The organism is Nocardia yamanashiensis NBRC 100130 (assembly GCF_001613325.1).
GTDB classification, from domain to species: domain Bacteria; phylum Actinomycetota; class Actinomycetes; order Mycobacteriales; family Mycobacteriaceae; genus Nocardia; species Nocardia yamanashiensis.
This window is the reverse complement of record NZ_BDCD01000036.1, coordinates 81089-103272: the sequence shown is the minus strand read 5'-3', so window position 1 is coordinate 103272 and position 22184 is coordinate 81089. Positions and strand designations below refer to the sequence as shown.

Here is a 22184-nt window from a genome sequence, read left to right as displayed (position 1 = left end):
GACGGTCGTGATTGGGCGTCGGATGCTGCTGTGCTGATGTTCCGGCGGCGGCTCGGCTATGCCCCGACGGCCTTTCCGGGTGGAGCGGGCACTCCGGCGGTGGTGCCGGTGAGCACTGCGAGTGCGGCGATGGCGGCGAGTGCGAGGTAGGCGTGGGCGTAGCTGCCGGTCCAGGCCGACAGTGCGGTGCCTGCCCAGGGTGCGAGTGCCATGACGATGACTACCGGGGCGGAGAGCAGGCCGTTGAGGCGTCCGTAATGGGTTGCGCCCCAACGGTCGGTGATGGCGGTGGCTTGGATGAGGGTGAAGGCGCCGCGGACCAGGCCGGCGCCGATGGAGACCGCGATCAGAACTGTCGTCCCGGTCGCGAGTCCGAGGAGCGCGGTGGCGAGGGCGGTGGCGGCGAGGATGGTGAGGGTCCGGGTCAAGACGGTGGTGCGGGCGGCCAGGGGCAGGTAGCCGATGCGGCCCAGTACTTGCCCGGCACCGCCGAGCCCGAGGGCCCACGCCGCGAGGGCCGGGGAGAATCCGCGTTCCTGAAGCAGGGGAACGAGATTGAACACGGCGGCGGAGGTTGCGAAGGCGGCCAGGCACAACGTGATGACGAGCATGACGAACCCGCGGCTGCGGATGACGGTGGCATGGTCGGCGAAGGCGTCGTGTACCGCGGCAGGCGCGTCGGGCCAGGGTCCGTGCAGTCCGAACCAGTGCGCGGGGACGGTCACGATTGCCAGGATGACGGCCAGGATGAGATAGGTTGTGCGCCACCCGTTGTGGGCGTCGAGCACGGCGGTGAGCGGGGCGAACACGGTGCTGGCGAGTCCGGCGGCGAGGGTGAGGATCATCAGGGCCTCGAGCCGGTCCGCACCCCACCAGCGGGTCAGCGCGGCGAACGCGGGCGGATAGAGCACCGCGCCCATCGCCGCTCCGGCCAGGATCCAGCCGAGGAAGAACACGGCCGGGCTCGGTGCGGTCGCGATGACTACGACCGCCACGACGCTCAGCAGTGAGCCGAGGGTCATGACGGTGCGAGGGCCGATGCGGTCGAGGGTGCGGCCGACGGGTATGCCGGTGAGGGCGGCGGCGAGCTGACCCAGGGAGAACGCGGCGGTGATCGTGGGCAGGGACCAGCCGGTGTCGTCGCTGATGGAGACAGCGAGGACGGGGAAAGCGTAGAACAGGATGCCCCAGCTGGTGATTTCCGTCAGGCACAACACGGCCAGGACCCGGCGCAGACCGGCTCGGGAGAGCGAACCGGTCGGCGCGGTGGTTTCGAGTTTCGTCATCGGGTGGATCAGTTACAGCCGGTGCCCGCGCCGGTGCCCAGGGTGATCAGTTGCGGCGCAGCCGAACTCCCGCCGCCGCAGCAGCCGCCGCCTGCGCCGGCCTCTTCGACGGTGCCGGGGTTGTCGAAGACGCCCGCGCCTCCGCACACGCCGGTGTCCGGCAGGGTCAGTTCGACGCGGGTGGCGGATTCGTGATCGCCGGCCAGCTCGGCGGCGATGCTGCGGACCTGCTCGTAGCCGGTCAGGGCGAGGAAGGTCGGGGCGCGGCCGTAGCTCTTCATCCCGGCCAGGTAGAACCCGGGTTCGGGATGGGACAGTTCGGTGACGCCGTGCGGGTAGACGGTGCCGCAGGAGTGCACGTTCGGATCGATCAGCGGAGCCAGCCGCACCGGGGCCTGCAGGACCGGATCCAGGCCGAGCCGCACTTCGGAGAGCCATTCCAGCTGCGGCCGGAATCCGGTCAGGGTCACCACCTGGTCCACGTCCTCGATCCGGGTCCCGGCCTCGGAGACCAACCTGACCCGGTCACCGTCGGCGGGTTCGACTGCGGCGGTGCGGAATCCGGTGACCACCTGCAGCAAGCCCTGATCGAGTGCTCGCTTCGCGCGCTGGCCGAGCGCGCCGCGGGCCGGCAGCTGATCGGCGTCGCCGCCACCGAAGGTGTTGCCGACCTCCCCGCGCCGCAGGACCCAGGTGATGCGGGTGCCGGGTGCCTGTTCGGCCAGGCCCGCCAGCGCGATGATCGCGGTGAGCGCCGAGTGCCCGCTGCCCGCGATCACGGTGTGCGCACCGGCGTAGCGGGCGCGGACGTGCTCGTCGTCGAGATCGGGGACGCGGTAAGAGATGGCGTGTGCGGCAGCGGCTTCCCCGAGCGCGGGCAGTCCGTCGCCACCGAGCGGATTGGGCCCGCCCCAGGTGCCGGAGGCGTCGATGACCGCGCGGGCGAGCAGGCGCTCTTCGCGGCCGTCGGCGTGGCGCACGCGCACGGTGAACGGTTCGCTCTCACGTCCGGCATCCACGACCCGGTCACGGCCGCGGCGTGAGATACCGATGACCTCTGTCCCGACCCGGACCACGTCCTCACCCAGGGCCTTGGCGAGCGGCACGAGGTAGTCGCCGGCCCAGTCGCTCCCGGTCGGGTACGAATCCTCTTGCGGTGCGGTCCATCCGGTGGATTCGAGCAGGCGCCGGGCGGCGGGGGCGATCAGCTCGGCCCAGCGGGAGAAGACCCGCACATGGTTCCACTGCGCGACCGCCGCACCGGCGCTGTCGCCGCGCTCGAGAACCAGCGGGGTCAGGCCGCGTTCGCGCAGTTCGGTCGCGGCGGCCAGGCCGATCGGTCCGGCACCCACTACGACGACGGGCAAGTCGTTCATCGGAGAATCCTTTCATCGATACTCATCGATTCAATGACTGGAACTGTATCGACGAACGTCGATGGATGCAACCATCGATGTCTATCGATATAGTGGTGGGATGACATCGCTGGACATGCCGGTCGTGCGCACCGATCACCGCGTGGACGCGCTGCCGATCGCGGACGCGGCCACCTATGCGAGCTGGTTCGCCTGCCTGGCCGACCCGACCCGGGTGCGGCTGCTGCACCACGTCGCCGCGCAGCCCGCGGGCACCACGATCGGCGAGATCGCCGAGGTGCTCGGGGTCGGGCAGCCGACGGTGTCCCATCATGTGCGCAAGCTGGCCGACGTCGGATTCGTCTCGGTCCACAAGGACCGCACCAGCACGATCGTCGCGATCAACCCGGCCTGCTGCACCGGCCTGCCCCATGCCGCCGACGTGGTCATGGGCGTCCTGCCGCCGCAGCCTTGCTGCCCGGCCGACATCCCCTCCGATGTCACCGTGCGCGCCCTGGCCGAGGAGGACTGGGAGGCGGTGCGGCGCATCTACGGCGAGGGCATCGCCACCGGCAACGCCGGCTTCGATACCGCCGTCCCCGCCGCCGAGGTCCTCGACCGCGCCTGGCTGCCCGGGCACCGATGGGTCGCCGAGATCGACGGCCAGGTCGTCGGATGGGCCGCCGCCGCACCGGTTTCCGGCCGCGACGCCTATCGTGGCGTCGCCGAGACCACGGTCTACGTCGCCGAGGGGATGCGCGGGCGCGGTGTCGGCAAGGCATTGCTGCGCACCCAGGTCATCGCCGCCGACCAGGACGGTCTGTGGACGCTGCAGAACTCGATCTTCCCGGAGAACCGGGCCGCCATCGCCCTGCACCACTCGGCCGGATTCCGCACCGTCGGCGTGCGCGAACGCATCGCCCAGCTCGACGGCCGATGGCGTGACACCGTCCTGCTCGAACGCCGCGGCGGCGGCTGCGCCTGACCGGATTCCGGCCTGAGCGTTGGTAGCGCCGGCGTTCACCGGATGTTCGCTTGCTCCCGGATTCGACACCCATCAATATCGATGCGTGTCGAAATCAGAGTTGTCGCTGACCGATGTCAGCACGCGCGACTGCGGGTCCGCGCCGCTGGTCGCGGCGCCCTTGAGCGAACCGCAGGCCATTGCGCTGGCCGCCACCTTCAAGGCGCTCGCCGACCCGGTCCGGTTGCGGCTGCTGTCGGCGATCGCCGGCCGTGCCGGGCAGGAATCGTGCGTGTGCGATATCTCCGATGGTTTGGACATCTCTCAGCCCACCATCTCCCACCACCTGAAAGTGCTGCGCGAGGCCGGGCTGCTGACCAGTCAGCGCCGCGGCTCCTGGGTGTACTACCGGCTGGTGCCGTCCGCGCTGGCGCCGCTGTCGCAGCTGCTCGGCTACGCGGCCGAGGCAGTCTCGTGATCGACCTGCCGCGCCGGCTGCTGGCCGAATTCGTCGGCACCGCGGCACTGGTCACCATCGTGGTCGGCTCCGGGATCGCCGCCGCGCAACTCTCGCCCGGCAACACCGGACTGCAGTTGCTGGAGAACTCCACCGCCACCGTGTTCGGTCTCGGTGTACTGATCCTGGTGTTCGGTCCTGTCTCGGGCGCGCACTTCAACCCCGTTGTCTCCCTTGCCGATTGGTGGGCCGGTCGCCGCCGCGGCACCGGGCTGAGCCTGCTCGGAGCCGGGGCCTACGGCCTGGCCCAGATCCTCGGCGGCATCCTGGGCGCGGTGCTGGCCAACATCATGTTCGACCTACCGGCATGGCAGCTGTCGACCCACGACCGCATCACCACCGGTCACCTGATCGGGGAACTCGTCGCCACCGCCGGACTGATCGCGGTCATCTTCGCTCTCGCCCGCACCGGCCGCGGCGCCCTCTCGGCCGCCGCGGTCGCCGCCTATATCGGCGCCGCGTACTGGTTCACCAGCTCCACCAGCTTCGCCAATCCCGCCGTCACCCTCGGGCGCGTCTTCTCCGACACCTTCGCCGGCATCGCTCCCAGCTCCGCGCCCGCCTACATCGCCGCCCAAATCCTCGGCGCCGCCGCCGGATTGGCGTTGATCACCGTCCTCTACCCCGACGCCGGCGACAACGCCGATCAAGTCGTGGTCCCACACCCCGACTCCGAACATCAGCCCCGGACCGATTCCGGGAACTCGCGATGACCGGCCGGTCCGCCGATTCGCCTCCCACATCACCGTTATCGGCTTCGCGCCTCCTGAAAGGACCCATCCCACCCCATGACCTCCGATAAGCCCAGCGTGCTGTTCGTCTGCGTCCACAACGCCGGCCGCTCGCAGATGGCCCAGGGATTCCTCACCCATCTCGCCGGCGACGCGATCGAAGTCCGTTCCGCGGGAACGGCACCCGCCGAGTCCATCAACCCCGCCGCCGTCGAGGCCATGGCCGAACTCGGTATCGACATCACCGCCCAGGCCCCGAAAATCCTCACCCCCGATACCGTGCAGACCTCCACCGTCGTCATCACCATGGGCTGCGGCGACACCTGCCCGTACTTCCCCGGCGTCGACTACCGCGACTGGACACTCGACGACCCCGCGGGCAAAGGCGTCGGCGCTGTCCGCCCGATCCGCGACGAAATCCGCACCCGCGTCGAACGCCTCATCGAAGAACTACTGCCCGCCACGTAGCGAGCCTGCGGACTGCCAACAGTTCATTGTTTTCTGAATACAGATTCTTCTGTACTGTTATCTTGTGGACACTCTGCTGCACCGGGATGCGCTGACTCGTTTCGGCCATGCGCTTTCGGACCCCACCCGCACCCAGATCCTGCTGAGCCTGCGCCAGGCCCCCGCGTATCCCTCAGACCTGGCCGAGCAGATCGGGGTCTCCCGTCAGATCCTGTCGAATCACCTTGCATGCCTGAGGGGTTGCGGGCTGGTGGTCGCGGTGCCGGAAGGGCGACGCTCGCGCTACGAGTTGGCTGATGCGCGGATCGGGCGAGCGCTCGAGGATCTGACGGGGTTGGTGCTGGCTGTCGATCCGGCGTGCTGTCCGGACTCCGACACCGAGGGATGCTGCTGATGTCGCAGTCACTGGGGATGCCCTCACCGTCGGCGGCAGTGCCGCTGGGTCCGTCGCCGCAGCGGAAGGCGTTGCTCGCGAAGCGCATTCGCTGGTTCGTCACGGCCACGATCAGCTACAACGTCATCGAGGCGATGATCGCGCTGAGTGAAGGCGCCCGCGCCTCTTCCGCCGCGCTGATCGGGTTCGGCCTGGATTCGGTGATCGAGGTGTCCTCGGCGGCAGCGGTCGCCTGGCAGTTCGCGGGACGCGATCCCGAGAAACGGGAAAAGGTCACGCTGCGGATCATCGCGTTCTCCTTCTTCGCCCTGGCCGCCTACGTCGCCGCCGACTCCGTCCGTGGACTTCTCGGCGTCGGGGAGGCGCGGCACTCTCCGATCGGCATCACGCTGGCGGCAGTGAGCCTGGCGGTGATGCCGGTGCTCTCGTGGGCACAGCGTCGCGCCGGGCGCGAACTCGGATCCGCTTCTGCCGTAGCCGATTCCAAACAAACTTTGCTGTGCACCTACCTCTCTGCCGTACTGCTGGTCGGACTGCTGCTCAACAGCCTGTTCGGCTGGTCGTGGGCCGACCCCATCGCCGCCCTGGTGATCGCGGGCATCGCGATCAAGGAAGGCGTCAACGCATGGCGTGGCGATACCTGCTGCCCCTCACCCGCTGCTCTCGCCGCAACAGTCCGAGCGGACGGGCGCGACTGCTCCTGCTGCGACGACTGACTCCCTCCCCGACTACGGAATACCGGCCGAACGTGCTCGGCGGACCGGACTGGAAGCCTGAACATCCTGACCTCGCGTTCAAAGGACTTGCCATTCACCCTGATCAGCCGATGAGCCGCTGTCGCGCCTGGCCCGGTGGGTCCGCCGGGGAGGTGGGGAAGAGAGCGGGTAGATAGCGAATCATCAAGGTGGACCAGGTGAGATGGGTGAGCAAGGGTGCGACGACGCCGCCGGATGCCCGGCGCTGTAGCGCGAACAGCGTGCCCATCACGGCTGAGGCGAGGACCAGGGCAGGGTTGCGAGTGGCGGTGGTGGTCAGGCAGTACACGCCGGTGGATACGGCGACCGGGCGCGTTCCGGCCACGTCGTAGACCGGCCCCCGGAAGAACAGTTCCTCGCCTGCCCCGCTGACCAGCGCGATGAACAGCGTCCGATCCGGCGGAGCCTCGTCGGCGTAGCGCAGCACATCGGCGATCGCCCGGTTCAGCGTCGGAATGCGGCGGGCCACCAGCGCGCAACCGTAGAACACCCCGAACGCGGCACCGCCGATCGGCAGCGCGAACAGTGCGCCCGACTTGTTTCCCAGCCGGGGCGGACCCAGGACCGTACCGCCCACCGCCCACGTGGCGGCGGTCGCCAGGCTCAAACCGTAGAACGCCCGGCTGTCCGGGCGCGCCGACAGCGATGCGCGCAGCAGCCCGGCCCCGAAAGCCGTGCAGCCGGCGACCGCGGCGCGCCGCCAGGGTGCCGCTGTCACGCGTCCCGCCTGGCCTTGGCCCGCTGGCCGAGTGCGCGCAGGGCCGCCTCGTCGTAGTCCAGCGGCTCGAAGGGCACCACATCACGAATGCTGTTGTCGCGCACTACCGTTTCGTTCGTCATGGAGGCGATCAGTGAGCGGCCGGTGCGGGCGTCGACATCGGTCACCAGGGACAGCCATAGCGCGGACAGCCGCGGCGACAGCAGCGGGACCGGCAGCACCACGAGCGGTCGGCCCTCGATGGCCGCCAGGCGGCGAAGCATATCGCTGTAGGACAAGACCTCGGGACCGCCGATATCGAAGGTGCGCCCGACAGCTTCCGGAGTATCCAGCACCCCGACGAGATAGCGGACCACGTCGGTGATCGCAATGGGCTGCGTCCTGACCCGCACCCACTTCGGGGTAACCATCGCGGGCAAGTGTTCCACCAGTTGGCGAGTCATCTCCCAAGAGATACCGCCGTGCCCGACGATCACGCCCGCTCGCAGCGTGGTGACCGGCACGTCCGCCGCGCCGAGCAATCGCTCCACTTCCCGGCGGCTGCGCAGATGCGGGGACAGGTCGTCGCGATCGTCGCCCAATCCGCCCAGATAGACGATCCGGCGCAGCCCCGCGTCGGCGGCGGCCCGGCCGAAGCACCGCGCTGCATCGGCATCGTGCTGCTCGAAGTTCGGGTCGTCGAGCGAATGCACCAGGTAATAGGCGCTGTCGCAACCTTCCATCGCCTCCCGCAGCGAGGCGGGGTCATCGACATCCCCGCGCACTGCCGTCCCCGCCCCCGAATAGGACTGCGGCCGGCGCGTCATGGCCCGCACCGCATGTCCTGCCCGCTCCAGTTCCGGGCACAACCAGGTGCCGACGAAACCGGAGGCCCCTGCCACGAGCACCGTCATGCGAGATTCCTCTCCGTGAGCGAGACGAGCGGAACCAGAACGCGAGATGCCATGAACACTACCGATACCGGTCCGGACGACAACGCCGAGAACCCCGTGATCACCGGGAAACGGACCGCAGACTTCGCCGGTTACTGGGGCGGGGACCATCACGACGGGGTCCCGATCTTCGTCCCGACACACCCGCTGAAAGCGGGCGTACTCGACATGATCGACATCCAGCTCCGGCCGGTCCTGCTCGGCCGCGGCCGACGACTGTTCGACGGGCTCCCCGCCGAGCACATAGAACTCGATCTCGTTCGCACGCTGGAGGATCCCGGCGTCCTGCATCTGCGCTACGTGGTGTGCAAATGACCGCACGGCCCGTGCGGACGTGGGTCACTCCTCGGACAACAAGTGCGGATCCAGCCTCGACTTGGCGCCCAGCACCTCGATCCCGACAATGCGGCCCTCAGCGTCGAGATCCAGGTTGACCATGCCGCCGATCGTCATCGGATCAACCGAAACGGTCTTGGCCACGCCACCGGGCAGGATCTCGTGCGTCAGGTATATGTACGCGGCGTCGGCTACCGGGTCGTAGGTGACTCTGGGTGCGATCATGTACCCATCCTGCTCGACGGCCGTAGAATGCACGCATCGATGGATTGGGCCTATCTGATTGAATGCGGGTCGATGATCGGGACGTCCGAATGGGGCCGAACGATCAGGGCTGAGCGCGGCGCATGAACGCCAGTGTGTACGCGAAGTTGTTCTGCTCCTTGTCGCGATCGAGCATGCTCACCAGAGTCCAACCCTGACCCTCCAGCCATTCGATGGCGTCCGTCATGGCCACGATCGGCCCGAAGAACGCCTGATCGAAGTCGGCCATGGTCGGAATGAACTTCTGCTGGAGCGGCGCTTTCGTGCTCAGTACCAGGTATCGCCGTGAATACGACCGCAAATCGAACGCGCCGTTCAGCAATGCGTAGACATCGACAATCGGCGATTGCGGGTGCGGAGTGGTCATGGCCCATCCTGCATCACGATCGACTCGCCGGATGTGCGCGGTGGTTGGCGCGGCTCGGGGCCGCACGGGGTCTGGTTCAGTTCGCGCGGGGGAACTCCCAGAACACGCGGGGAGTGAGTGCGACTGTGTAGTTTTTGAGTGCGCCGAGTACGCAGAGTTCGATTGTGTCGCCGCTCAGGGCCATTCGGGGGCCAGCGGGCTCGAGGAGCACGTGGTGATCCGATCCGGGTTCGCATTCACGACCGCCGCCGGCGGCAACGTAGAGCAGCCAATCACGGTAGAGGCGGCCGTGGGCTAGGGCCAACTTGATGTGCGTGGCGGGGCCCTCGGTGCGGATATCGCCTATTTCGGCGTGGACCTGCGTGGAGACATGGTCGCCATCGGGGACATTGCCTCCATTGCCGCCGTACGAACCGACCCGTCCGCTGATGAGGTCGGTGACGATGGGTGAATCGATCGACGTGCTGTCGGCGATGTATGCACTGACCTGGCTCCACATCCCACTCGATCCGTATCGAGAGGTGTTGATCGGCAAGCACACTCGCCCGGCCGCCTCGGCGCCGGGCGCGATCAGTCCTGTCCGGGGAAGCGTCGGGGCGTCGTGGGATGAGCAGTTCAGGCTGGCTTGGATGTTCGAATCCGTGAAGCCGTTGCGGTTGGTGGCACCGCCGAAGAACTTCAGCGCGGCCAGATCCGCGGATTGATAGCTCTCGTTGCGCGCCTTCACCGTTACCTCGTAGTGGTCCCCGGCGAGTCTGTAGTCGGACATAGTCAGCCGCCAGGGGCCTACCGGCGCAGAACTGCCGCTGCCCAACCCAGTAGGAATCTCAGGGTTCAGTGTGGCTGGGGTTCCTGTCGCCAACCGGTCGGTGACGACATCGATGATGAGGACCACCGCCAGTACCGTCGCCAGGATCAGTACAGAAACCTTCGCCAATCTCCGCGGTAGGAAGGCCTTGAAACGATTGGCCCACGCGTGATCGACCGGAACCGAATCACTGGACGGAGTTTCGGTCATCACGGCCTAACCTCAGCTATGCGGACTTCGATCCGCTCACCCGGACCTCGTGCGTTCATCGCCGGCCGCACATGCCCTATTACCAGTCTTTCGCCGGAGATCGCATCACGGACTGGCGGAAGTTGGGGCCGCCCGGTGACACAATCGACGTTCTGCATAATATTGCAGACATGTCTATTTTCATACGGTCGGATGTGGATCCGGGCGACTACCTGCTGGGCGATGAGATCATCGAGGTCGACCATCCGGCGGTGCGAGCGCTCGCCGAGGCATTGTGGACCGAGTCCGGTACTCCGATCGACTACGCGCGCAACACATTCGAATGGGTTCGCGACAAGGTCGGGCACTCTTATGACGTGCGCGATCCTCGGGTCACGCTCACCGCGTCGGAAGTGCTGGAACATCGCGTTGGGCTCTGCTACGCGAAATCGAACCTGCTCACCGCGCTGTTGCGAGCACAGGGCATACCGACCGCCCTGTGCTATCAGCGGCTGGCCCGCCGCCAAGGCCATGTGATCCACGGTTTGGTCGCCGTGCATCTCGACGGTCGTTGGCATCGCCAAGACCCGCGTGGCAACAACGCCAACGTCACCACCGAGTTCTCGATCGGCGAGGAACGACTTGCCTATTCGATCGACCCGGCCCAGGGCGAGATCGACTACCCGCAGCTCTTCCGTACGGCGGCACCGGTCGTGGTCGACGCATTGCGGGCAGCCGCCGGCACCCTCGCGATTTACGACGCCGAGCTTCCATCGGATCTCTGACTCCGGGCCGCCCGCGCATGCGGCACCCTCCGACCGGGCCTTGCGGGCGAGGCGGAACGGTTCCTCAGCTAGGGGTGGTTGGTGGGCTTCCTTCGGCCACGCCGGAGTCGTTGTGGGTTCTCGGCAGCTGGATTTGCTGATAGGCCCAGTTGGCAGCGGCCCGAATCGATTTCGTTGCTGGTGTCGGTGGTTGGGGGAACAGGGTGCAGTCGGGGTGGCGGGTGCGGAAGTCGTTCAGTGCTGCGGTGGTTACCTGAGTGGCGGTCAGGTCGATGCGGGTCAGGTGGTAGCGCTCGAGGATCGGCAGGATCGAATCGGTGACGGGGGTACCGCGCAGGCTCAGGGTTTCGGTGGGGGAGATCGCGTTCAGTAGGTCGGTGATGGCGCTGTCTGTGCTGTGGGAGAGGTGGAGATCGAGGTCAGTGACACGGAGGAGTGATCGGGAGGTAGGGGTGACTCCCGGTGCTGTGAGGCGAAGGTGGGGGAGGGTTTTCGGGAACGAGAGGTCTAATCGGATGGTGTCTCGGCCGTGCAGCTCGAGGCTGGTGAGAGCGGGCAGAGGGCTGGTGCCGAGATGGAAATGATCAGCTTCCAGGTCTAATCGCAGAATTCGTAGTTTCGGGAAGCGGGTGAAGGCGGCCGATGCCTCGCTGGTGAGGGTGCATGCGGTGTGTTCGATGATTTCCACGTTGTATAGATCGGGGACGGCATCGAGCATTTGGTGGTCGAAGTCGGAGGTTTCGATTCTCAATGACCACACCTGGTTCGGGGCTGACCTGAGGGCGTCCAGGTCTTGGTGGTCCCAGCATTCGCTGCGCGTGTGGATGCTGAATCGGTTGCCGTCTTGGGAGGGTGGCAAAACGGGGCCGACTGCGTGGAATGGCGTTGTGCCACCGGGCATCTGGTAGAGCTTGTCCTCGTCGGCGGTGTACCGTCCGCAGCAGACGACTTCGATGATCGTCGCTGTATGCGAGATGCCGACGACGGCGAGATTCACCCATAGGGGTACGTGGCGTTGCCGCCACAACGTGTCGACCACCGTCTCGAAGTCGCAGCGGTGCAAGCCGATAGCGCGGTCCCGGGAATCGTCCTCGGCGAATCTGATCTCGCCCGGCTGCGCCGGAATACCGTCGTAGGACTGGTTCAGCCGAACCCTGAATGCCAGCGGCGTCGGCAGATCCTCGATCAACTGGGTGCGTGCGCACCGCACGGCCGCTGCTGCTGCGGCGGCGAGCCGTGCGGCGAACACTTCACGTTCCACCTGACAAACCTAGTCGGGACAGCCGTCATCTGCCCTCCGCCGTGATCGGGTGGAGCCAGGTCGCGATGTTGCGGATGTAGTTCAGGTAGATCGTCAGCCGGGCTGGGTCGGCTTTGATCTGGGTGCCGGGTGATTCGCTGACGAACGAGGGCGCTCCCCGGTCGAGATCCCAGTTGTAGTCGGCGAAGTGGTGGAAGGTCGATTCGGCGAGCGCCCGGCCCATGGTCCGGCCGTCCGCCGCGACTTCCCCGTCCAGCGCGACCGCGAGGTTGAACCGGCGGCCGGACACGATGCTGCGGCCTTGGGCGACGACGGTGGCGAAGGGCGCGCACGCCGAGACCGCGCCCTCGTGCGGGTGCGCGGGGAACCATTCGATGCGGCCGCTCCCGGATGCGCCGGTGCGCAACAGGTCGTGCACCGGCGCCATGGCGTACACGGGCTGATAGTCGCCATTGGCCCCGGAGTGGTAGTTGGGCCAGGAGATGGCGGGGGTGTCCTGGTCGTCGCGTGCGCGGGCGGGATCGGGATTGCGCTGGTGGAAATGGTTCACCTCGCCCAGTGAGCCGAGTCCGAGCAGGCAGCTGCCCAGGTCCTGATGGTCGCGCGCGGTCAGCACACCGCCGCCGTTCTCGCGGAACCGGACGATGGCCGTCGTCTCGGCGTCGGTGAGCCCGTCGCCGGTATCGACTGCCAGCAGCCATAATTGGTTGAAATCCGAGTCGTCGAGTCGGCTCAGGATCGGATCGTTCGCGCCGTGCACGGCCCGGTCGCGGGCGGTGACATCGTGGCCGGCGGCCCGCAGTTCGGCGGCCAGCAATGCGAACCGGGCAATGCTCCAGTCGTCGGGGTGCGCGGTGATCGTCGTTTGCAGCAGGATCTTCGACATCGAAATGGCCTCCCTCGCTTATTCTTTCGGTGCGGCCGGAACACGCCGGCCGGCGCGGGCGCGCAGTTCGTCTTCCTCGACGAGCGCCAGCATCGGCTGGGCCGGATCGCAGATCATGGTGACGACGAAACGCAGCCCGATATCGTCGCGGTTGTTGCCGTCCGAATAGTGGATGACGTCGCCGCCGGGTTCCCAGAAGGCTTCTCCGGCCCGGATGACGCGTGGCGCCTGCCCTTCGAGTTCGAAGCGCATCTCGCCGTCGATGACGTAGCCGAACGCGGGCCCGCCCGGATGCCGGTGCGGCGGCGCACCCGGATCACCCGGCGGATAGGCGATGACCACCGTCATCGCATGCGCCCCATCAGGAATGAACGGCGGCACGGCCTCCTGCACGACCGTGAACGCGGTCTCCCACACGCTGCTCTTCGCTGTCGATGCTGCCTCGGTCATCGGTACTCCTCACAAGCCGTTCCGCAGGGTCGAAAACAAGGACCGGGGACGACCGCGGGTTGTGACACGACCCGGCGAGATGGCGGGGGCGGGCGCGGGCGGCTGTCACGCTTCGCCGAGCTGCCCTGTCCAAGTTGTCGACACACATCCGGACGATCTGCCGAGAAGAGGTTCGACCATGGGTATCGCCGACCCCATCGAGACGCTGGAGGACTTGCGGCGTCATCTGCAATGGGCGATCGAATTGGAACACGCGACCATTCCGCCCTATCTGTGCGCGTTGTACTCCCTGGATCCGGCCGCCAATGCCGAAGCGGCACAGGTGATCGGCAGCGTGTTCGTGGAGGAGATGCTGCATCTGGCGCTGGCGGCGAATCTGCTCAATGCCGTCGGCGGTGCACCCAAGCTCGACGCGCCCGAACTGCTGCCGTCCTACCCGCATCCGCTGCCGCACAGTGACCCGTCCATACAGCTGAATCTCGCGCCGTTCGGCCCGGATTCGCTGGAGTTGTTCCTGGCCGTCGAGCGCCCCGCATCGGTCGGCGCCCAGCCCGAAGGCGACCGCTACCACACGATCGGGCAGTTCTACGCGGCCATCGAGAACGGGCTGCGCACCCTGGTCGACGCCCTCGGCGAGGACGCGGTGTTCAGCGGCGATCCCAAGCGGCAACTCGACGAGATGCATTTCAGCAGTGGTGGCGGACAGGTGATTCCGGTGCGGGACCTGAAATCCGCGCTCGCCGCACTGGCCGAGATCGTCGAGCAGGGCGAGGGCGCTTCCCCGACCGAGGTGTGGGATGGCGACAAGGACGTCATCGACCCCGAACGCGATCAGGTCGCGCACTACTACCGCTTCCTGGAACTGAAGGAAGGCCGGCGCTTCCGTCCGGGCGACACGCCCCGGTCCGGGCCGACCGGCGAACCGATCCAGCTGGACTTCACCAAGGTTCAGCCGATGCGCATCAATCCGAGCAGCACCGACTATCCCGAGGACAGTCCGATCCGCGCCGCGCAGCGCGAATTCGACAACACCTACTGCCTGCTGCTGTACCTCCTCGAGGACACCTTCAACGGCAGCCCGTCGCAGATGCGCGACGCGGTCGGCGCGATGTACGCCCTGAAATCTCAAGCCCAGGCCCTGATGAAGATGCCCAGCGGCGACGGACGCACCACGGCGGGACCGACATTCGAATACGTGGCGCCCGAGGACCGGGAGTAGTCGCATGCCCACGCCTCAACCGCAGCGGATCGACGCGGGTCTGCTGAATGTCGCCTACCTCGAATACGGTCCCGCCACCGCATCACCGGTCATCCTGCTGCATGGCTGGCCCTACGACGTGCACAGCTTCACCGACGTCGCGCCGCTGCTGGTCCACGCGGGATACCGGGTGCTCGTGCCGTACCTGCGCGGATACGGTCCCACCAGATTCTCGTCCGATCGGATCGTGCGCAACGGCCAGCAGTCCGCCATCGCCCGCGACATCGTCGATTTCATGGACGCCCTGCACATCGAGTCCGCGATTCTCGGCGGATTCGACTGGGGTGCAAGGGCAGTCGACGTCATCGCCGCGCTGTGGCCGCGGCGATGCCGGGCGATCGTGCCGGTCAGCGGATACATCCTCACCCAGCGCGAGGCCCAGCAGCAGCCGCTCTCGCCCGGGGCCGAACTCGGCTGGTGGTACCTGTACTACTTCGCCACCGAACGCGGCCGCCGCGGCTACAGCCGCAATCGCTACGAATTCAACCGGTTGATCTGGCAGCGCGCCTCCCCGCAGTGGGACTTCGACGACGCCACCTATGACCGCACCGCCGCCGCCTTCGACAACCCCGACCATGTCGATGTCGTCATCTCCAACTACCGCTGGCGGCTGAGCCTGGACCCGGGCGAGCCCCGCTACGACGACTACGAACGGCGCCTGGCCGCTGCGCCCGCCATCACCGTCCCGGCCGTCAGCATCGGCAGCGATTTCGACGGCGCGGCCAAGGATGGAAAGTCATACCGCGACAAGTTCATCGGCCCCTATGAACACCTCGTCCTCGACGGTGTCGGACACAACGTGCCGCAGGAGGCTCCGGCGGAGTTCGCCCGGGCCGTCCTCGACGCGGACCGGCTCGCACGCGAGGTCGATGTCACGAGTTCGCGGTCCGCCTTGTCCTCGATACAGGGCACTCTCACCAGCCCCACCGCAACATTCCCACGGAAGGATCGAGCATGAAGATCGTCGTCATCGGCGGCACCGGCCTGATCGGCTCGCAGGTCGTCACCCGTCTCAACGAGCACGGCCACCAGGCGGTAGCGGCCGCCCCGAACACCGGCGTGAACACGCTGACCGGCGAAGGCGTGAAGGAGGTGCTGCAGGACGCGAACGTCGTTGTCGACGTTTCCAATTCGCCGTCGTTCGCCGACGACGACGTCATGAACTTCTTCCGCACCTCCACCACCAACCTGCTGCAGGCGGCCGAGGCGGCTGGCGTCGGGCACTATGTCGCGCTGTCGGTGGTCGGCACCGACCGCCTGCCCGAGTCCGGATACCTGCGGGCGAAGGTGGCGCAGGAGGAACTGATCAAGGGTTCGGGGCTGCCGTATTCGCTCGTGCACTCGACGCAGTTCTTCGAATTCGCCGGGGGCATCGCCGATTCCGCGACCGTCGACGGCAAGATCCGGCTGCCCGGCGCGGGCGTGCAGCCGATCGCCGCCGAGGAGGTGGCGCCGGTGGTCGGGGCGACCGCCGCGGGCGCTCCGCTCAACGGCACCCTCGAGATCGGCGGACCCGAGGTGTTCGGCATGGATCAGTGGATCGGCACCGTACTGCGGGCGCGCAAGGATGTGCGCGAGGTCATCACCGATCCGCAGGCCCGCTACTTCGGAGCCGTCCTGAAGCAGGACAGCCTGCTGCCCGGACCGGGCGCGCACCTGGCGCGAATCCGACTGTCGGAGTGGCTGGCTCGTCAGTGAGCTGATCGCGCGGGCGGCCGCGAGCCGCCCGCGCATCGGTTCCGTTCGAAGGGAAATGAAACGATGGTTACTCCGGACGAACGCCGGTTCGCGACGTCCGTGCTCGTCATCGGCACCGGCGGCGCCGGCTTGCGCGCCGCGATCGAGCTGGCCGAACGCGGCGTGGACGTCATCGTGCTCGGCAAACGACCCAAAGCCGACGCCCACACCACCTTGGCCGCGGGCGGTATCAATGCTGCTCTGTCGACCATGGACGTCGAGGACAGCTGGCAGCAGCACGCCGCCGACACCATCACCGAGAGTTATCTGCTGGCCCGCCCCGATATCGTGCGGGTGGTCGCCGCGAACGCCGCCCGCGGCATCGAGGACCTGGAACGGTGGGGGATGCCCTTCGCCCGGGAATCCGACGGGCGGATCTCGCAGCGGTTCTTCGGCGCGCACACCTACCGGCGCACCGCCTTCGCCGGCGACTACACCGGGTTGGAGATCCAGCGCACCCTGGTGAACCGCGCCGCGCTGCTCGGCATCCCGATCATCGACACCTGCTATGTGACCCGGATCCTGGTGCGCGACAACGTGGTCTTCGGCGCGTACGGGTTCGATCTCGACACCGGATCCCGCTATGTGTTCCACGCCGACGCGGTGATCCTGGCCGCCGGGGGACACACCCGCATCTGGCGGCGCACCTCCTCGCGCCGCGACGAGAACACCGGCGACTCGTTCCGCCTGGCGGTGCTGGCCGGCGCCCGCATCCGGGACCCGGAGCTGGTGCAGTTCCATCCCTCCGGGCTCATCGAACCCGAGAACGCGGCGGGCACACTGGTGTCCGAGGCGGCGCGTGGCGAAGGCGGCATCCTGCGCAACGCCGCCGGGGAACGGTTCATGAAACGGTACGACCCCGAACGCATGGAACTGTCCACCCGGGACCGGGTAGCGCTCGCCGCCTACACCGAGATCAAGGAAGGGCGTGGAACGCCGAACGGTGGTGTGTGGCTCGATGTTTCGCATCTGCCGCGCGAGACCATCATGCGGCGGCTGCCGCGGGTCTATCAGACGATGCTCGAACTGCAGATGCTCGACATCACCCGCGATCCCATCGAGATCGCGCCCACCGCCCACTATTCGATGGGCGGGGTGTGGGTTCGATCCGAGGACCACGGCACCGGGGTCGAGGGTCTCTACGCCATCGGCGAGGCCTCCAGCGGCCTGCACGGTGCGAACCGGCTCGGCGGCAACTCGCTGATCGAGCTGCTCGTCTACGGCCGCATCGTCGGTGAGGCGGCAGCCCGGTACTCGAACGAGCTGTCCGCGCAACAACGTTCGGTCGCCGCGGTCGACGAGGCGCGTGGGGAGGTCGACGGCCTGCTGGCAGCCGACGGGCGAGAAAACGTTCGCGCCCTGCAACGGGCATTGCGCAACACCATGACCGAACACGCCGGCGTGGTGCGCGACGAGACCGGCCTGCGGCAGGGGTTGTCCGAACTCGGCGAGGTCGAGGAACGAGCGGCGAATATCGGTGTGCACCCCGATGCCGCCGGGTTCCAGGATCTGGCGCACGCTTTCGATCTGAAGTCCTCGATGCTCGCGGCGCGCGCCACCCTGGAGGCCGCCCTCGAACGCCGCGAGACCTGCGGCTGCCACAACCGTTCCGACTATCCGGAGCTGGATCCGGCACTGCGGGTGAACCTGGTGTGGTCGGGGCCCGGCCGGCTCGAACGCGAATCGATTCCCGAGGTTCCCGAGGACATCGCGCCGCTCATGCGGGATGTCTCCAGCGCGGGAAAACTGGTCGAATAATGCTGGGGTACGGGCGCTTCGAGCGCCCGTACCCCTTGTTCACACCGCCGGGGCACGCAGGGCGAGCGCGAGGGCCCCGCTGGCGACGAGGGCGATCGCCGCCACCGTGGCGACCGGGAAGCTCGCGGTGGCGAGCGGCGTGAGCAGGATCAGCGCCGCCGCGGTGCACAGTACGCGCGGGCGAATGCGCGACACCGACGCCAACCCGGCATGCGCCGCCCACAGCAGGATCAGGAACAAAGCCGCGGGAATCGCCACCGCGAAGCCACCGGTGAGCGCGGACGTGCCGCGGCCGTCGCTCTCGCGCACGGCAACTTCCAACCCCGCGCCGAGCGCCGCCAGCGCCGCGAAGATCGCGTAATGGCTGTAGCCCCACAGGAACGACCAGGTGCGGCGTTCGGCCAGGCCCGCACCGCCGGGCTGCAGGTCGTAGAGCCACCACAGGACGAACAGCAGCACCAGCCCCGACAAAGCGACCACCACCAGTGCCGGATGGAAACCACCATCGAGTGCCTCGGCCACTCCGGAGGACACCGCGAGCACGCTCTCACCGAGCAGAATGATCGTGAAAAGCGTGTAGCGCTCGGCGATATGGTGCGGATGCCATGCGGTGCCGCCGTCCCGCTCGGCCCACACCGGCACCGCCAGTTCCGCGGCGACCAGCAGCAGGAACACCGGCCGCGACACGAGATCCGGCAGCGCGCCGGCCGCGGCCAGGGCGAGCCGCACCAGCCACAGCGCCTCCAGCACCGCGATGCCCGTCGCGTAGCGCAGCGCGGTGCGGCGGCTCGCCGGGTCCCCGTGTGCCGCGCGTAACCATTGCACGACAAGGCAACTCCGCATCACCAGATAGCCGATGGTGATGGCGGTGTAGTCGTCGTGCTCGAACGCGGCGGGCACACCGGCCGCCAGCACCAGCACGCCCGCCATCTGCAGCAGGGTCAGCAGCCGGTACGGCACATCGTCGGTGTCGTAGGAGGAGGCGAACCAGGTGAAGTTCATCCACGCCCACCAGATGGCGAAGAACACCTGGAGAAACGGCGCCAGCGCCGGCATCGGATGCCCCGCGCCGATGGCGTGGCCGAGCTGCGCGACGATACCGGCGACCGCGACCACGAAGGTGAGGTCGAACAGCAGCTCCAGCCCGGTCGCCGCCCGATGCGGTTCGTCGATCGACCGGCCGCGCATTCGGACCCGCAGCGGCCCTCTCCGGTCGGCAGGACGTGGGTTCGTGTTCATGGTCAGTACTTCCTGAAGCGTTCGGTGGAGAGGAAAAGCACTGAGCCGCAGCCGGTTTCGGCCGACTGCGGCTCAGTGACGTGCCGTGCGTACCGGTCAGGCGTGCGCGGGTGTGGTCGCACGCACCGCATCGAGGATCGATGCCGCCACCGCGTCCGGCTGGGACACCGACAGCGCGTGCGAAGCACCCGGTACCTCGCGGGTGCCCTTGGCCGCGGCCCGGGCGGCCATAAAACGGTGCAGGGCCACCGGGATATTGAGGTCCGCGTCGCTGAAGACGAACCAGGACGGGACCGATTTCCAGGCCGGGGTCGGCGCCGGCAAGCCCGTGGTCAGGGCGAGCTCGGTGACGGGGCGCTGGGTCGCGCTCATCACCGCGGCGGTGGCGGCCGGTACGTCGGCGGCGAACTGGTGATGGAACGCCTCGGGCCGAATGGCGAATTCGTTGCCGCCGCCGGTGATCGGATAGGCGGTGAGTGCCTCGCCGAGGGTGCTGCCCGGGAATTTGCCCGACAGCTCCAGCGCGGACTCGCCGGCTTCGGGCGCGAACGCGCAGACGTAGACGAGCGCGGCGACCCTGTCGTTGCCGGTGGCCGCCTCGGTGATGACCAGGCCGCCGTAGGAATGGCCGACCAGCACGACCGGGGTGTCGATGCTCGCGATCACATCACGCAGGTAGGCGGCGTCGCCGGGCAGGTCGCGCAACGGGTTGGCGGCGGCGACCACCTCGATGGACCTGGCCCGCAAGCGTTCCACGACGCCGGACCAGCTGGCGGACTCCGCGAACGCGCCGTGCACGAGGACGACGGTGGGCTTCTGATGGGTCATTTCATTCTCTCTTCCGGGGGAGGGGGTTGGTCGAGTCAGTGCAGCGCGGCCCGCAGCACGCGGATGGCCTGTTCGATCGCGGCGCTCGAGGCCGCGGTGTCGCGCACCGGGTTGAGCATCATGAAGTCGTGCAGGGTGCCGTTGTAGCGGACGCTGGTGGTCCGCACTCCGGCCTGGGCGAGCTTGCGGCCGTAGGCTTCTCCCTCATCGCGCAGGACGTCGTTCTCGTCCACGACCAGGAACGCCTCGGGCAGCCCGGCCAGGTCCTCGAGGCGGGCCCGCAGCGGTGAGGCGGTGATCTCGTCACGGCCTTCGGGGTCCGGCAGATACGCGTCCCAGAACCACGCCATCGCCTTGGCCGTGAGGTTGGGGCCGTCGGCGAACTCGCGGTAGCTCGGCGTGTCCTGACCGGCGTCGGTGACCGGGTAGTAGAGCGACTGGTGGACGAACCGCACATCGCCGCGGTGCTCGGCCAGGATCGTCACGGCCGCGGTCATATTGCCGCCCACCGAATCTCCGGCCACCGCCAGCCTGGACGCATCCAGACCTTCGCTCGCGCCGTGTTCGGTGATCCATCGCGCGGTGGCGTAGGCCTGCTCGATCGCGACCGGATAGCGCGCCTCGGGCGACCGGTCGTACTCCACGAACACGAGCGCGGCCCGGGCCCCGACGGCCAGCTCCCGCACCAGCCGGTCGTGCGTGCCGGCATTGCCGAGCACCCAGCCGCCGCCGTGGATGTACAGGATCGCGGGCAGATCACCGTCCGCGTCAACGGGTTTGACGATGCGGACCCGTACATCCCCGACTTCGGCGGGTACGGTGATCCACTTGTCCCGCACGGGAAGTTTGTCGATCGGCGCCGCCTGCACGTCATCGAGGACCTTGCGGGCGCCTGCGACGCCGAGTTCGTACAGGAGCGGCGGCCGGGCGGTGGCGTCGGCGAACTGCTGCGCCGACGGTTCGAGGATGGGTTTCGTCATCGGTGTGCCTTTCCGGGTTGTGTCGAAACCAAGGACCGGGTGGTTCCCGGATTCGTGACGACGGCTCTGATGCGTTGTCCGGCTTACGATCTCGAGGTGACTACGTCGTCGGTGAGCAGCCGTTCCAGGTTCACCACGGCGCCACTGCGTGCGGCCTCGAGGAATGCGCTCAGCAGCCGGTCCCGGGCTGCTCGAGGCACCGGTTCCCGGCGGGGTCCGGCCAGATGCGTGCGAGCGCGCCGACCGAGCTGGCGGGCATTGGCCTCACTGATCCGAAGCCGCTGGGCGATATCGCGGAACGGATAGTCGAACGCCTCGCGGAGTACGAACACGGCCCGCTCCGTCGGCGAGAGTCGTTGCAGCAGAAGCAGAACCGCCTGTTCGAGGTCGGCCGATCGTTCGGTCGCCCGCGCGGGGTCCTCGGCGTCGAGCACCTGCCCCGGCAACCAGTGATCGACGGAAATCTCCCGGCGTGCCCGCGCCGAACCGGCGGCATTGAGGGTCAGCCGGGTCGTGATCGTCACCAGGAACGCGACCCGATCCCGGACGACGGCCCGATCCGCGCCCTGCCAGCGCAGCCACACATCCTGTACGACGTCTTCGGCATCGGCCGCCCGGCCCAGTACGCGGTAGGCGATCCCGAACAGCCGCGGCCGCAGTCCCTGGAAGTCCGTCACGTACCCGCTCGGCTCCGGCGGGAGGGGGCGCGGCGACATACTCGCTTCGGATGGGACGGTGAGGGTGCTCGACGGGCACATTGCGTCGTCCTTTCGTCTGGCCTCGACCGCCCTCCGGCTCGGCGATCTCGAGGAGCGGCTGCTGAGCCGCCCTCTCACCGTCGTCCCGGCCGGGTCCTGCTCGCGCCCTTGGCAATCCCGGGCGAACCCCCGGGGATACCCGGGCCAGGGACACGTGCCC

Annotated in this window: 25 protein-coding genes and 1 pseudogene; 12 read left to right on the top strand and 14 right to left on the bottom strand. The window is 67.9% G+C overall.

Features of this window, described 5'->3' with window-relative positions; all coding sequences use genetic code 11:
* Positions 1-56: 56 nt before the first annotated feature.
* Positions 57-1286, bottom strand: coding sequence for an MFS transporter (locus NY1_RS34690; RefSeq protein WP_067721392.1), 1230 nt, complete (start codon positions 1284-1286; stop codon positions 57-59).
* 8 nt (positions 1287-1294) lie between these two features.
* Positions 1295-2662 carry an FAD-dependent oxidoreductase gene (locus NY1_RS34685; RefSeq protein ID WP_067721391.1) on the bottom strand — a complete coding sequence of 456 codons (1368 nt, stop codon included), beginning with the start codon at positions 2660-2662 and terminating at the stop codon, positions 1295-1297.
* Positions 2663-2762: 100 nt separating this feature from the next.
* Here NY1_RS34685 and NY1_RS34680 point away from each other — a divergent pair, with 100 nt between their 5' ends.
* The 6 genes from NY1_RS34680 (at position 2763) to NY1_RS34655 (ending at position 6431) form a co-directional block, all read left to right on the top strand.
* Positions 2763-3626, top strand: a complete 864-nt coding sequence (locus NY1_RS34680) for a helix-turn-helix domain-containing GNAT family N-acetyltransferase (protein ID WP_067721390.1) — start codon at positions 2763-2765, stop codon at positions 3624-3626.
* Positions 3627-3711: 85 nt separating this feature from the next.
* On the top strand, positions 3712-4083 hold the full coding sequence (locus tag NY1_RS34675; protein ID WP_067721389.1) for an ArsR/SmtB family transcription factor: 372 nt from the start codon (positions 3712-3714) through the stop codon (positions 4081-4083).
* Entirely contained in the window at positions 4080-4835 is a 756-nt protein-coding gene (locus tag NY1_RS34670) for an aquaporin (protein WP_067721388.1), read from the top strand. Before NY1_RS34675 ends, NY1_RS34670 begins: the two co-directional genes overlap by 4 nt.
* 75 nt (positions 4836-4910) lie before the next feature.
* Positions 4911-5321, top strand: coding sequence for an arsenate reductase ArsC (locus tag NY1_RS34665; RefSeq protein WP_067721387.1), 411 nt, complete (start codon positions 4911-4913; stop codon positions 5319-5321).
* Positions 5322-5385: 64 nt separating this feature from the next.
* Positions 5386-5715 (top strand): ArsR/SmtB family transcription factor, encoded by a 330-nt coding sequence (locus NY1_RS34660; RefSeq protein ID WP_067721386.1) that lies wholly within the window; start codon positions 5386-5388, stop codon positions 5713-5715.
* Complete coding sequence (locus tag NY1_RS34655) at positions 5715-6431, top strand: cation efflux transmembrane domain-containing protein (protein WP_067721401.1); 717 nt, start codon at positions 5715-5717, stop codon at positions 6429-6431. The genes NY1_RS34660 and NY1_RS34655 overlap by 1 nt, the downstream gene beginning before the upstream one ends.
* 103 nt (positions 6432-6534) lie before the next feature.
* On the opposite strand, the gene NY1_RS34650 is transcribed toward NY1_RS34655, so the two are convergent.
* Both NY1_RS34650 and NY1_RS34645 read right to left on the bottom strand, forming a co-directional pair.
* Complete coding sequence (locus NY1_RS34650) at positions 6535-7188, bottom strand: CPBP family intramembrane glutamic endopeptidase (RefSeq protein ID WP_067721385.1); 654 nt, start codon at positions 7186-7188, stop codon at positions 6535-6537.
* On the bottom strand, positions 7185-8081 hold the full coding sequence (locus tag NY1_RS34645) for an NAD(P)H-binding protein (protein WP_067721384.1): 897 nt from the start codon (positions 8079-8081) through the stop codon (positions 7185-7187). The genes NY1_RS34650 and NY1_RS34645 overlap by 4 nt, the downstream gene beginning before the upstream one ends.
* Before the next feature lie 51 nt (positions 8082-8132).
* Between NY1_RS34645 and NY1_RS34640 the strand changes: the two genes are divergently transcribed.
* Positions 8133-8435 (top strand): dihydrofolate reductase family protein, encoded by a 303-nt coding sequence (locus tag NY1_RS34640; protein ID WP_067721383.1) that lies wholly within the window; start codon positions 8133-8135, stop codon positions 8433-8435.
* Positions 8436-8459: 24 nt separating this feature from the next.
* On the opposite strand, the gene NY1_RS34635 is transcribed toward NY1_RS34640, so the two are convergent.
* The 3 genes from NY1_RS34635 to NY1_RS34625 all read right to left on the bottom strand — a co-directional run bounded on the left by NY1_RS34635 (position 8460) and on the right by NY1_RS34625 (position 10105).
* The gene (locus tag NY1_RS34635; protein ID WP_067721400.1) at positions 8460-8681 is read right to left on the bottom strand and encodes a DUF2283 domain-containing protein; all 222 of its coding nucleotides are present in this window, start codon (positions 8679-8681) and stop codon (positions 8460-8462) included.
* Between the two features lie 103 nt (positions 8682-8784).
* Positions 8785-9087, bottom strand: coding sequence for a hypothetical protein (locus tag NY1_RS34630; RefSeq protein ID WP_067721382.1), 303 nt, complete (start codon positions 9085-9087; stop codon positions 8785-8787).
* A 76-nt stretch (positions 9088-9163) separates the two neighbouring features.
* Positions 9164-10105 (bottom strand): hypothetical protein, encoded by a 942-nt coding sequence (locus NY1_RS34625; protein ID WP_067721381.1) that lies wholly within the window; start codon positions 10103-10105, stop codon positions 9164-9166.
* 71 nt (positions 10106-10176) lie between these two features.
* Between NY1_RS34625 and NY1_RS34620 the strand changes: the two genes are divergently transcribed.
* Entirely contained in the window at positions 10177-10869 is a 693-nt protein-coding gene (locus NY1_RS34620) for a transglutaminase-like domain-containing protein (RefSeq protein WP_218028527.1), read from the top strand.
* A 64-nt stretch (positions 10870-10933) separates the two neighbouring features.
* Here NY1_RS34620 and NY1_RS34615 read toward each other — a convergent pair whose 3' ends face one another.
* From NY1_RS34615 to NY1_RS34605, 3 genes are read right to left on the bottom strand one after another with little or no spacing between them, the layout of a single operon-like run.
* Positions 10934-12130 (bottom strand): hypothetical protein, encoded by a 1197-nt coding sequence (locus tag NY1_RS34615; RefSeq protein WP_157762636.1) that lies wholly within the window; start codon positions 12128-12130, stop codon positions 10934-10936.
* Positions 12131-12155: 25 nt separating this feature from the next.
* Entirely contained in the window at positions 12156-13016 is an 861-nt protein-coding gene (locus NY1_RS34610; RefSeq protein WP_067721379.1) for a hypothetical protein, read from the bottom strand.
* An 18-nt stretch (positions 13017-13034) separates the two neighbouring features.
* Positions 13035-13466, bottom strand: coding sequence for a cupin domain-containing protein (locus NY1_RS34605; RefSeq protein WP_067721378.1), 432 nt, complete (start codon positions 13464-13466; stop codon positions 13035-13037).
* A gap of 178 nt (positions 13467-13644) precedes the next feature.
* On the opposite strand from NY1_RS34605, the gene NY1_RS34600 reads away from it, so the two are divergent.
* From NY1_RS34600 to NY1_RS34585, 4 genes and pseudogenes are all read left to right on the top strand, one after another.
* Positions 13645-14685: a ferritin-like domain-containing protein gene (locus tag NY1_RS34600; protein ID WP_067721377.1), complete on the top strand. Its 1041-nt coding sequence runs from the start codon at positions 13645-13647 to the stop codon at positions 14683-14685.
* A gap of 4 nt (positions 14686-14689) precedes the next feature.
* Positions 14690-15580, top strand: a pseudogene (locus tag NY1_RS34595) (alpha/beta fold hydrolase); the annotation flags it as partial.
* A 98-nt stretch (positions 15581-15678) separates the two neighbouring features.
* The gene (locus tag NY1_RS34590; protein WP_067721376.1) at positions 15679-16422 is read left to right on the top strand and encodes an SDR family oxidoreductase; all 744 of its coding nucleotides are present in this window, start codon (positions 15679-15681) and stop codon (positions 16420-16422) included.
* A gap of 63 nt (positions 16423-16485) precedes the next feature.
* Positions 16486-18219: an L-aspartate oxidase gene (locus tag NY1_RS34585; protein ID WP_067721375.1), complete on the top strand. Its 1734-nt coding sequence runs from the start codon at positions 16486-16488 to the stop codon at positions 18217-18219.
* A gap of 39 nt (positions 18220-18258) precedes the next feature.
* On the opposite strand, the gene NY1_RS34580 is transcribed toward NY1_RS34585, so the two are convergent.
* The 4 genes from NY1_RS34580 to NY1_RS34565 form a co-directional block, all read right to left on the bottom strand.
* The gene (locus NY1_RS34580; protein WP_067721374.1) at positions 18259-19458 is read right to left on the bottom strand and encodes a low temperature requirement protein A; all 1200 of its coding nucleotides are present in this window, start codon (positions 19456-19458) and stop codon (positions 18259-18261) included.
* A gap of 96 nt (positions 19459-19554) precedes the next feature.
* Positions 19555-20286, bottom strand: coding sequence for an alpha/beta fold hydrolase (locus NY1_RS34575; protein WP_067721373.1), 732 nt, complete (start codon positions 20284-20286; stop codon positions 19555-19557).
* Positions 20287-20321: 35 nt separating this feature from the next.
* Positions 20322-21266 carry an alpha/beta hydrolase gene (locus NY1_RS34570; RefSeq protein ID WP_067721372.1) on the bottom strand — a complete coding sequence of 315 codons (945 nt, stop codon included), beginning with the start codon at positions 21264-21266 and terminating at the stop codon, positions 20322-20324.
* An 83-nt stretch (positions 21267-21349) separates the two neighbouring features.
* On the bottom strand, positions 21350-22024 hold the full coding sequence (locus NY1_RS34565) for a sigma-70 family RNA polymerase sigma factor (RefSeq protein ID WP_233434614.1): 675 nt from the start codon (positions 22022-22024) through the stop codon (positions 21350-21352).
* Positions 22025-22184 lie beyond the last annotated feature (160 nt).